Source organism: Actinomadura sp. DC4 (assembly GCF_030406325.1).
Classification (GTDB): domain Bacteria; phylum Actinomycetota; class Actinomycetes; order Streptosporangiales; family Streptosporangiaceae; genus Actinoallomurus.
The window spans coordinates 1-958 of the sequence record NZ_JAUEQY010000087.1; the positions used below are offsets into that span (position 1 = coordinate 1).

A 958-nucleotide genomic window follows, 5' to 3' on the forward strand; every position below is an offset into this window, starting at 1 on the left:
ACATCCGCGACTGGATCGCGGCCTGGAACACCGACCCCAGGCCCTACGTATGGACCAAGACCGCTGATGAGATCCTCGAACGCCTCGCCGGATATCTGAACAGAATTCCCAACTCAGGACACTAGGACCAGCATGGGCACTGTCGTCCGTGCCAGGGCCAATAATTCTCCAGGGCGACGGCGTGAGGGCTGGAGTCCACGTCGATGTAGACGCCCCATCGGTCGGGTTGGTAGCGGGCCAGCATGGACAGTGTGAACAGGACGCCCCACCACGCCATCAGGGGGTGGATGGTCTTCCGTTGTGGGGTAAAGGCGGGGAACAGGTAGCGGGCTCCTTGGTACGGGCGGGTGAAGGATTCTAGGAAAGCGCTCTTTCCCGTTGCGCCTGCCATGCGGCCATCTGGCATCAACCAGTTCATCGTGACCCCCGCCCAGCCGTGGATGTCGATGGCGAAGTCGGGTGGTCCGTCGGTGTAGGTCAGCCAGTAGGGGATCTCCGCGCGGTCCGGCAGCTCGAAGGCGGTGAGGTACTCGGCGAGGGCGGCGTGTCCATCATCGGCTTCCGCGACCCACCCCGGCAGGTTCCAGACGGGTGTGGGAACCATGGCGGAGGGGTTCAGGTCCGGATCTCGGTGGTCGATGTACAGGGGTGTGCGGCGCTCTCGATTGTTTCCATTCAGGGGCAGGTCGAGGCAGTCAGGTATGCAGTCCCAGAGACTGTCCAGTCGAACCGGGTCGGAGTTTTGGCCGCGAGGCCATAGAGGGGAGTTGAGTAGTTCCGACAGACGAACGAAGCTTCCTTTGTCCTCAGGTGAACCGGTGGTCAGCGTGATGCTAGTGCTCTGTCCATGAACGTTGGCCGGGTTGGTCGACACGCCGGTCGATGTTCATGGTTGGTGTCCGCTATGCCGTGAGGCTGGTCGGATGGCAGATCCAGTTCGGGTGCGCCGTCTGACCGA

General features: G+C 62.4%; 1 protein-coding gene and 1 pseudogene. One reads left to right on the plus strand and one right to left on the minus strand.

All coding sequences use genetic code 11. The features are described 5' to 3' along the window. A pseudogene (locus QWU11_RS47065) lies at positions 1 to 125 on the plus strand (IS630 family transposase); the annotation flags it as partial. On the opposite strand, the gene QWU11_RS47070 reads toward QWU11_RS47065, so the two are convergent. Then, a complete protein-coding gene (locus QWU11_RS47070) occupies positions 122 to 874 on the minus strand; it encodes a hypothetical protein (RefSeq protein WP_290121135.1) in 753 nt (250 codons plus the stop codon). The pseudogene QWU11_RS47065 and the gene QWU11_RS47070 overlap by 4 nt on opposite strands. Between the last annotated feature and the right edge of the window lie 84 nt (positions 875 to 958).